The 8403-nt window shown below is 53.7% G+C and carries 7 protein-coding genes; all 7 read left to right on the top strand.

Features of this window, described 5'->3' with window-relative positions; all coding sequences use genetic code 11:
* Positions 1-50: 50 nt before the first annotated feature.
* A complete protein-coding gene (nuoK, locus tag ACIQ2T_RS10245; RefSeq protein WP_125230259.1) occupies positions 51-356 on the top strand; it encodes an NADH-quinone oxidoreductase subunit NuoK in 306 nt (101 codons plus the stop codon).
* Positions 357-362: 6 nt separating this feature from the next.
* Positions 363-2405, top strand: coding sequence for an NADH-quinone oxidoreductase subunit L (gene nuoL, locus ACIQ2T_RS10250; RefSeq protein WP_397590721.1), 2043 nt, complete (start codon positions 363-365; stop codon positions 2403-2405).
* Positions 2405-3964: an NADH-quinone oxidoreductase subunit M gene (locus tag ACIQ2T_RS10255; protein WP_397590722.1), complete on the top strand. Its 1560-nt coding sequence runs from the start codon at positions 2405-2407 to the stop codon at positions 3962-3964. The genes nuoL and ACIQ2T_RS10255 overlap by 1 nt, the downstream gene beginning before the upstream one ends.
* Positions 3965-3966: 2 nt before the next feature.
* A complete protein-coding gene (gene nuoN / locus ACIQ2T_RS10260; protein WP_397590723.1) occupies positions 3967-5409 on the top strand; it encodes an NADH-quinone oxidoreductase subunit NuoN in 1443 nt (480 codons plus the stop codon).
* Complete coding sequence (locus ACIQ2T_RS10265; protein ID WP_397590724.1) at positions 5376-6122, top strand: biotin--[acetyl-CoA-carboxylase] ligase; 747 nt, start codon at positions 5376-5378, stop codon at positions 6120-6122. Before nuoN ends, ACIQ2T_RS10265 begins: the two co-directional genes overlap by 34 nt.
* A gap of 12 nt (positions 6123-6134) precedes the next feature.
* Positions 6135-6917 carry a type III pantothenate kinase gene (locus ACIQ2T_RS10270; protein WP_397590725.1) on the top strand — a complete coding sequence of 261 codons (783 nt, stop codon included), beginning with the start codon at positions 6135-6137 and terminating at the stop codon, positions 6915-6917.
* On the top strand, positions 6917-8403 hold a 1487-nt coding region (locus tag ACIQ2T_RS10275), incomplete at its 3' end, for a ribonuclease J (RefSeq protein WP_397590726.1). The genes ACIQ2T_RS10270 and ACIQ2T_RS10275, both read left to right, overlap by 1 nt.

Genomic DNA, 8403 nt, shown 5'->3' on the forward strand with positions numbered 1-8403 from the left:
GAAGACGCGACGCGTAATGTTAATCAGCCCGTCGGGCAGGGGATTGAGTTGTGATTGGTATCGAACATTATCTCGTTGTCAGCAGCATATTGTTTGTCATGGGCGTGCTTGGGATTTTCCTGAACCGCAAGAATGTCATCATCATATTGATGGCTATCGAGCTGATTTTACTGGCGGTAAATATCAACCTTGTCGCGTTCAGCGTGTTTTTAGGCGACCTGACGGGTCAAATTTTCGCGATGTTCGTGTTGACTGTCGCTGCCGGCGAGGCCGCGATTGGCCTTGCCATCTTGGTTATCTATTTTCGTGGCCGTGGAACAATTGCCGTTGATGATGTCAACCGGATGAAGGGGTAACATCCAGTGACTGCAATTCATATCATTGTTTTCCTGCCGCTTCTGGCTGCGCTCGTCGCAGGCCTGGGACAGCGTTTAATTGGTGCGTTGGCGGCCAAGACGATCACAACCGCAGGGTTGTTTATCGCCGCGTTCCTGAGCTGGCCGATCTTCATCGGTTTTCTGAGTGGCAGTGAAACCGCTTATGTGCAGCCTGTGATGACATGGGTGCAGTCCGGCGATTTTACGTTTGACTGGGAATTGCGCGTCGATGCGCTCACCGCGGTCATGTTGGTCGTGATCACCAGCGTGTCTGCTCTCGTCCATTTGTATAGCTGGGGCTATATGGAGGAAGACCCCGACCAGCCGCGCTTTTTTGCCTATCTATCGCTGTTTACTTTCGCGATGTTGATGCTCGTAACCGCGAACAACTTAGTCCAGATGTTCTTTGGTTGGGAAGGTGTTGGCCTTGCATCTTATTTGCTGATCGGTTTCTGGTACAAAAAACCAAGCGCGAATGCGGCAGCAATTAAGGCGTTTGTGGTCAACCGCGTTGGCGACCTTGGCTTCATGCTGGGTATCTTTGGCATATTCTGGTTATTTGGCACGGTTTCCATCCCTGAAATACTCGCTGCCGCACCTGATAAAGTCGGCTCAAGCATTGGCTTCCTTGGCTTGCGTGTCGATACGATGAGCTTGCTGTGTATATTGTTGTTCATCGGCGCGATGGGCAAATCGGCGCAGCTTGGCTTGCACACCTGGTTACCCGACGCAATGGAAGGGCCAACACCTGTGTCGGCACTGATCCACGCGGCTACCATGGTGACCGCTGGTGTATTTATGGTTTGCCGCCTGTCGCCTTTGTTCGAGACAAGCCAGTTTGCGCTCAACGTCGTGACAATCGTCGGGGCGACGACCGCTATTTTTGCTGCAACGGTTGGCTTGGTGCAAACGGATATCAAGCGCGTCATCGCGTATTCAACCTGCTCGCAGCTTGGCTATATGTTCTTTGCGGCAGGATCAGGCGCATATGGCGCGGCAATGTTCCATTTGTTCACGCATGCCTTTTTCAAGGCGTTGCTGTTCTTGGGTGCGGGTTCGGTAATCCACGCCATGCACCATGAACAAGATATGCGTTATTATGGTGGCCTTCGGAAACATATCCCGCTGACATTTTGGGCGATGATGGCTGGTACGCTTGCAATTACGGGCGTTGGCATCGTTGGAGTTGGCGGATTTGCCGGCTTCTATTCCAAGGACGCGATTATTGAGGCCGCGTTCGCCAGTGGATCGACCTATCATATGTACGGCTTTGCCATTGGTGTGATCGCTGCGCTTTTGACCAGCTTTTACAGCTGGAGGCTGATGTTTCTGACCTTCTTCGGCAAGCCACGTTGGGAGCAATCGGAGCATATTCAGCACGCGGTGCATGATCATGGTGACCACGCCCATGAGCATGACCATGATGCACATGCGCACGCGACGACAAGTGACGGGACGGCGGGTTATCATCCTCATGAAAGCCCATGGTCGATGCTAACACCATTGGCGTTGCTCACGCTTGGCGCGGTGTTTGCAGGCTTTGTCTTCCATAATCAATTTATTGAGGCAGAGGCTGGTAAGGCGTTTTGGGCAAACAGCACCCTCTATTTCAACGAACATTTGATGCATGCGATGCATGAGGTGCCGATGTGGGTAAAGCTGTCGTCGACAGTGGCAATGTTACTGGGCCTGATAACAGCGTTTGCTATGTATCAGTTGTCAAAGGACGCGCCGCAGCGCTTGGCTGCGACTTTCGCGCCAATCTATCGCTTCCTTCTAAATAAATGGTACTTCGACGAACTGTATAGCTTCCTATTTGTGCGGCCCGCATTCTGGTTCGGGCGCCTTTTCTGGATGCAGGGGGACATTGGGATCATTGATCGCTTTGGACCCAATGGTTCTGCTGCCGTAGTGTCTTTCGGGAGCAAGATGGCCGTCCGGATGCAGTCGGGTTATCTATATACATATGCGCTTGTGATGCTTCTCGGCCTCGTCGTCGCGGTTAGCTGGATGATAGTGAGAGTATAATGAACGCCGCGGATATCCCTGTACTTTCTATTATGCTCGCCATTCCGGTGGTTGCAGCAGCATTCTGCCTTTTTGTGCGGGCTGAACAGGCGCGGTTAATCGCGTTAGTGGCCACGCTGGCGAACCTAGCGCTAGGTGTCGTGCTATGGCTTGGCTACGATCCGGCGGGCGCGCAGTGGCAGTTTACTGAAGCAGCTACCTTGTTCGGGCCAATTGGCTGGCGTCTTGGCATTGATGGCATTTCCTTGACGCTTATCATGCTGTCCGTGTTCCTGATGCCGATTTGCATCGGCGCAAGCTGGACGTCGATACAGAAGCGCGTCGGTGAATATATGGCCGCGTTCTTGCTTATGGAAACGTTGATGATTGGCGTTTTCGCGGCGCAGGACTTGCTGCTGTTCTACATCTTCTTCGAAGCTGGCTTAATCCCGATGTATCTGATTATCGGTATTTGGGGCGGACAGGACAGGATTTACGCGTCTTACAAATTCTTCCTCTACACCTTGCTCGGCTCGCTCGTGATGCTGATCGCTATGTTGTGGATGATCCAGTTTGCCGGCACGGCGGATATTCCAACATTGTTGAACACAGATTTCCCTGTTGAGGCGCAGAAGTGGCTGTGGTTTGCGTTCTTCGCATCTTTTGCCGTAAAAATGCCGATGTGGCCAGTACATACATGGTTGCCCGACGCGCACGTTCAGGCGCCGACCGCAGGCTCTGTCATATTGGCGGGCGTGTTGTTAAAAATGGGCGGCTACGGCTTTCTGCGTTTTTCTTTGCCGATGTTCCCTGAAGCAAGTGCCGACTTCATTCCATTGGTCTTTGGCCTGTCGATGGTGGCCGTTGTGTATACGTCGCTGGTTGCTTTGGTGCAGCAGGACATGAAAAAGCTGATCGCCTATTCCTCGGTCGCGCACATGGCAATTGTGACTATTGGCCTATTTACGTTTAACCAACAGGGCATTGAAGGCGCGATCATTGTGATGTTGAGCCACGGCCTGGTGTCGGGTGCACTCTTCTTGTGTGTTGGCGTTATCTATGACCGCCTGCATACGCGTGAGATCAGCCGCTATGGCGGTCTGAGCGTCAATATGCCCAAATATGCTTTGCTTTTCATGCTTTTCACCATGGCGAGCGTTGGTTTGCCGGGAACCAGCGGTTTTGTGGGCGAGTTTTTGAGCCTTGCCGGCGCGTATAAGGTTTCGACTTGGGCCACGTTGATTGCGACCACTGGGATCATCCTTGGCGCTGGCTATATGCTGTATCTCTATCGCCGCATCGCCTTTGGCCCGCAGGTCAATGCAGATGCTGCCGCTATGTCGGACGTCAATGGCCGTGAAATGTGGCTTCTTGCACCTATTGCCGTCGTGGTTTTGTGGATGGGTGTGTATCCGGAAACATTTTTGGCGCCTATCCGCCGCGATGTCGCAACGATTGTCGCCCGCGTCGAACGCGCTGCACCTGCTGGGGATAGCAAACTCAAATTAGTAGACCCGACAACTGCGCCTTACCGCGTTGTGCATGGTCCGGAAAAAAACATGGCTGAGGGGAGCCATTGATAATGGAACTGAACGCTTCTCTCTCATTAGTCCGTCCGGAGCTTATACTGAGTTTCTCGGCGCTGGCGCTGTTGTTGCTGGCCGCATGGCGGGAACAGGCAGGGCGCCTGATCAGCATTTTGTCGGTCGGAGGGCTGTTTGCTGCGGCGGCTTTCGTATTTGCCTTTATGGCGAAGGGAACCGATGCTTCGGCCTTTGATGGCCTTCTGGTCAATGATGCCTTCGGCAATTTTGCCAAAATTCTCGTGTATATAGCGGCGGCAATTTCCCTGATCATTGCCCCGCGTTTCCTTGAAAAAACGGGTGCCATGCGGGCTGAATATCCCGTGCTCATCCTGCTCTCCTGCATCGGCATGGGCGTCATGGTTTCCGCGACGGACCTGATTTCACTGTACATCGGGCTCGAACTGCAAAGCCTTTCTGCTTATGTTTTGGCGAGCTTTGCGCGTTCCGATGGGCGTTCGGCTGAGGCTGGTCTCAAATATTTTGTCCTTGGCGCTTTGGCCAGCGGGATGCTGCTTTATGGAGCATCCTTGGTCTATGGCTTTGCCGGATCGACAAGCTTTGCTGCCATCGGCACGGCCATGAACGGCGAAGTCGGCCTTGGCTTGATATTCGGCATCGTGTTCATTCTGTCTGGTTTAGCGTTTAAGATTAGCGCTGCGCCGTTCCACATGTGGACACCGGACGTATATGAAGGCGCGCCAACGCCCGTGACCGCATTCTTCGCCAGCGCGCCAAAGGTTGCGGCAATTGCGTTGACCATCCGCATCGTGCTTGAGGCATTTGGCTCGCAGATTTTCGTGTGGCAACAGATCATCATTGCCGTCGCGTTAATGTCAATTATCATCGGCGCAGTTGGCGCAATTGGTCAGCAGAATTTGAAGCGCCTTATGGCCTATAGCTCAATCAACAATGTCGGCTTCATTCTGATTGGTCTTGCCACGGGGACAGAGCAGGGCATTGCCGCGATGCTGGTTTATCTGACTATCTATGTTGCGATGACTTTGGGTAGTTTCGTATGCCTGATGCAGTTGAAGGACAAGGATGGCGGTTATCGCGAAGAATTCGCCGACATATCGGGGCTTTCCAAAACGCGTCCAGCGCTGGCGGCTGCTTTTGCGATTTTCATGTTCAGCTTGGCTGGTATTCCGCCACTGTTCGGCTTTTGGGGCAAGCTGGTTGTGTTCAACGCTGCTGTTGCCGCGGGTCTTTTGCCATTGGCCGCCATCGGCATTGCCGCTTCGGCGATTGGAGCTTTCTATTACCTGAAAGTCGTCAAGGTCATGTATTTCGATGATGCCGCCGACGTGATTGGGCAAAGCGATGACAAGGTTCTCGTCTGGACTGGTGGGCTGTTGGCTGCCGCGAACTCGCCGCTTGGCTATTTTGCAATACCGGCGCTTGGTGTGTGGACGGCCTATGCCGCAAGAGCGCTTTTCTGACGCCGATATTTGAAGAAGTCACGCTGACAGGATCAACGAACGCGGACCTTTTGGCGCGGGCGGTTCAGGGCGCACCTGAGGGATTGTGGCTGCGTGCCGATGCACAAGATGGCGGACGCGGGCGGCTTGGGCGCATTTGGGAAAGTCCCAAGGGTAATCTCTTTGCGAGCACGATTGTACGGTTGCGCGATACGGACCCGTCGCCGCCCAGCCTAGCCTTTGTGACGGCTGTAGCTGTGTTTGACGCCGTGCGGCAGATCGCGCCCCAAGTGCCTATTTACGTTAAGTGGCCAAATGACATTATGACGCCGGATGGCGCAAAATTATGCGGCGTTTTGTTAGAGCGCGCGTCTGACGCTGTTGTCGTTGGCATCGGCCTTAACCTAGTTTGGCATCCGCAGAATCTTGAACGCAAAGTAACGGACCTACTTACCCGTGGTGCAACGCCACCCGATGCGCAAACGGCAGTAGAGATCGTTGCAGAGGTCTTTGCGCGCTATCTCGCTATCTGGCGTCAGTCAGGGGTCGAAGTGATTGTGCGGCATTGGGTGGCACGTGCACATCCACGCGGCACTGCTTTGTCCGCAAAGCTGCCCGATGGAGAGCATTTGGACGGCCTTTATGCAGGACTGAATGAAGATGGCGCATTGCAGCTTCGCTTGGCGGATGGTTCAATTCGTGCCATTCACGCCGCCGATGTTTTTCTAATTTAACAGGAGTGGGCTATGCTGCTCGCGATTGACACAGGTAACACCAATGCCAAATTTGCATTGGTCGACGATACAGGCAAAATATTGCAGCGGTGGCGCATCGCAACCGATGCACGGCGTACAGCTGACGAATATGCTGTCTGGCTGGATCAGCTTATCCAGATGGCAGGATATCACCGTACGGATATTGATGCGGTTATCATTGCGACCGTAGTGCCGCGAGCGCTGCACAATTTGCAGTTACTGGCGACGCGCTATTTTGGCTGTGAGGCATTGGTCGCAGGACGCGGGGCCGTTGGCTGGGGTATTCAACTGCGGGTTGCAGAACCGCATTCGGTTGGCGCTGACCGCGCCGTTAACGCCATCGCCGCGCAGTCGTTAACAGAAGGTCACAAGATCGTTATCAGTTTTGGCACGGCCACCACCTTTGATTATATCGGTCCAGATGGGTCCTATCGCGGCGGCAGCATTGCGCCCGGTGTGAACTTGTCCCTTGATGCCCTATACGCTGCGGCCGCCATGTTGCCGCGAATTGCAATCGAACCGCCACCAAATGAAAGCGTAATTGGCACAACGACTGTTGGACAAATGCAGATTGGCATCTATTGGGGCTATGTGGCGATGATCGAGGGGATGATCGCACGGATGAAAGCTGAAATCGGCGAACCGGTGTCGGTCATTGCGACTGGCGGTTTGGCTATATTGTTTCAGCAGCATGGCCATTTGTTTGACCGGGTAGAGCCGGATTTAACGCTGCGGGGGCTGGCGCTTTTGTACAGGAATAGAGAACTTACCTAATGACGACCCCAAAAAATGAACTTCTTTTCCTTGCCCTTGGCGGGTCCAATGAAATTGGCATGAACGTCAATTTGTACGGATGCGAAGGCAAGTGGGTAATGGTTGATCTTGGCCTGACATTCGCGAACTCGGAATATCCGGGTGTTGACCTTGTTTTGCCCGATCTCGAATTTATCGAGAAGCGTAAAAAAGACTTGCTCGGTATCGTGTTGACCCATGGTCATGAGGACCATATCGGCGCAGTTGCGTATTTTGCCGCCGACCTGGGCGTACCGCTTTACGCGACACCATTCACGGCAACGCTTATTCGCGGCAAGCTGGAAGAAGAAGGCATCGCCGACATAGTAGAATTGAACGTGATCCCCATGGAGGGCGCGTTCTACTTGGGCCCATTTGATTTTAAGTTTGTTACTTTGGCGCACTCGATCCTTGAAATGAGCGCCTGCTTGATCACAACGCCTTATGGAAAAATATTCCATACAGGCGACTGGAAATTGGACCCACGGCCCGTATTGGGCACACCATCAACGCAAGAGGCGCTAACCGCGATTGGCGATGGCAAAGTGCTGGCTATGGTTTGCGATTCTACCAACGTCTTCAACCTGGAAACCAGTGGCAGCGAAGGCAGTGTCAAGGATGACCTGCTAAAGTCTGTTAAGGCCGCAAAGGGCAGGGTGGTCGTCACCACATTTGCCTCCAACGCAGCACGTTTACAGACTTTAGGCGAAGTGGCACGTGAAAGCGGCCGCACATTATGTTTTGCAGGCCGTTCGCTCCACCGGATTATTGAGGCCGCGCAGGCCAATGGCTATTTGAAGGATATGCCCAAGACCATTGGCATGGAGAGCGTCGATAGCCTTCCACGTCGTGACGTTATTGTAGTGGCAACGGGGGGGCAGGGCGAAGCACGCGCGGCATTGGCGCGTATTGCTGAGGGTAACCACCCCGTAAAGCTGGAAGCGGGCGACACGGTCATCTTCTCATCGAAACAGATACCGGGCAACGAAATTGCCATTGGCATCATCATGAACAAGCTGGCTGAGCGCAACATTCTGACCGTCACGGAAAAGCAGGCGCATGTGCACGTGTCTGGACATCCAGGGCAGCCGGAGCTGGCTGCGCTGTATGATTGGATCCGGCCTGAAATTCTTGTCCCTGTCCACGGCGAACGTCGGCACATGGCGGAACAGTCGCGGTTTGCCCGTGCCCATGGCGTGCCTAAGACAGTGGTACAGTCAAATGGCGACGTTGTGCGCTTGGCACCTGGCGAACCCAAAATTATCGGCAAGGAACGCACGGGGCGTCTGATACTGGATGGAGACACCATCATTGCCGCGGATGGCGCAACATTGAACGAACGCCGCCGCCTGTCATGGTATGGGCTGATTTCAGTGGCCTTTGCGTTGGATGCTAAGGACAGAATGCTTGGTAGCCCCCAGATCCGTTTGCATGGCGTGCCGATTGAAGAGGATCTTGAGGATTTTCT

Origin of the sequence: Sphingorhabdus sp., from assembly GCF_044357595.1 — a bacterium.
In the GTDB taxonomy this organism is placed as follows: domain Bacteria; phylum Pseudomonadota; class Alphaproteobacteria; order Sphingomonadales; family Sphingomonadaceae; genus Sphingorhabdus_B.

What these genes read in the sequence shown, in the direction of transcription:
- ACIQ2T_RS10255 (WP_397590722.1), top strand. Translation starts at nt 2,405, where the DNA reads ATGAACGCCGCGGATATCCCTGTACTTTCTATTATGCTCGCCATTCCG.
- nuoN (WP_397590723.1), top strand. Translation starts at nt 3,967, where the DNA reads ATGGAACTGAACGCTTCTCTCTCATTAGTCCGTCCGGAGCTTATACTG.
- ACIQ2T_RS10270 (WP_397590725.1), top strand. Translation starts at nt 6,135, where the DNA reads ATGCTGCTCGCGATTGACACAGGTAACACCAATGCCAAATTTGCATTG.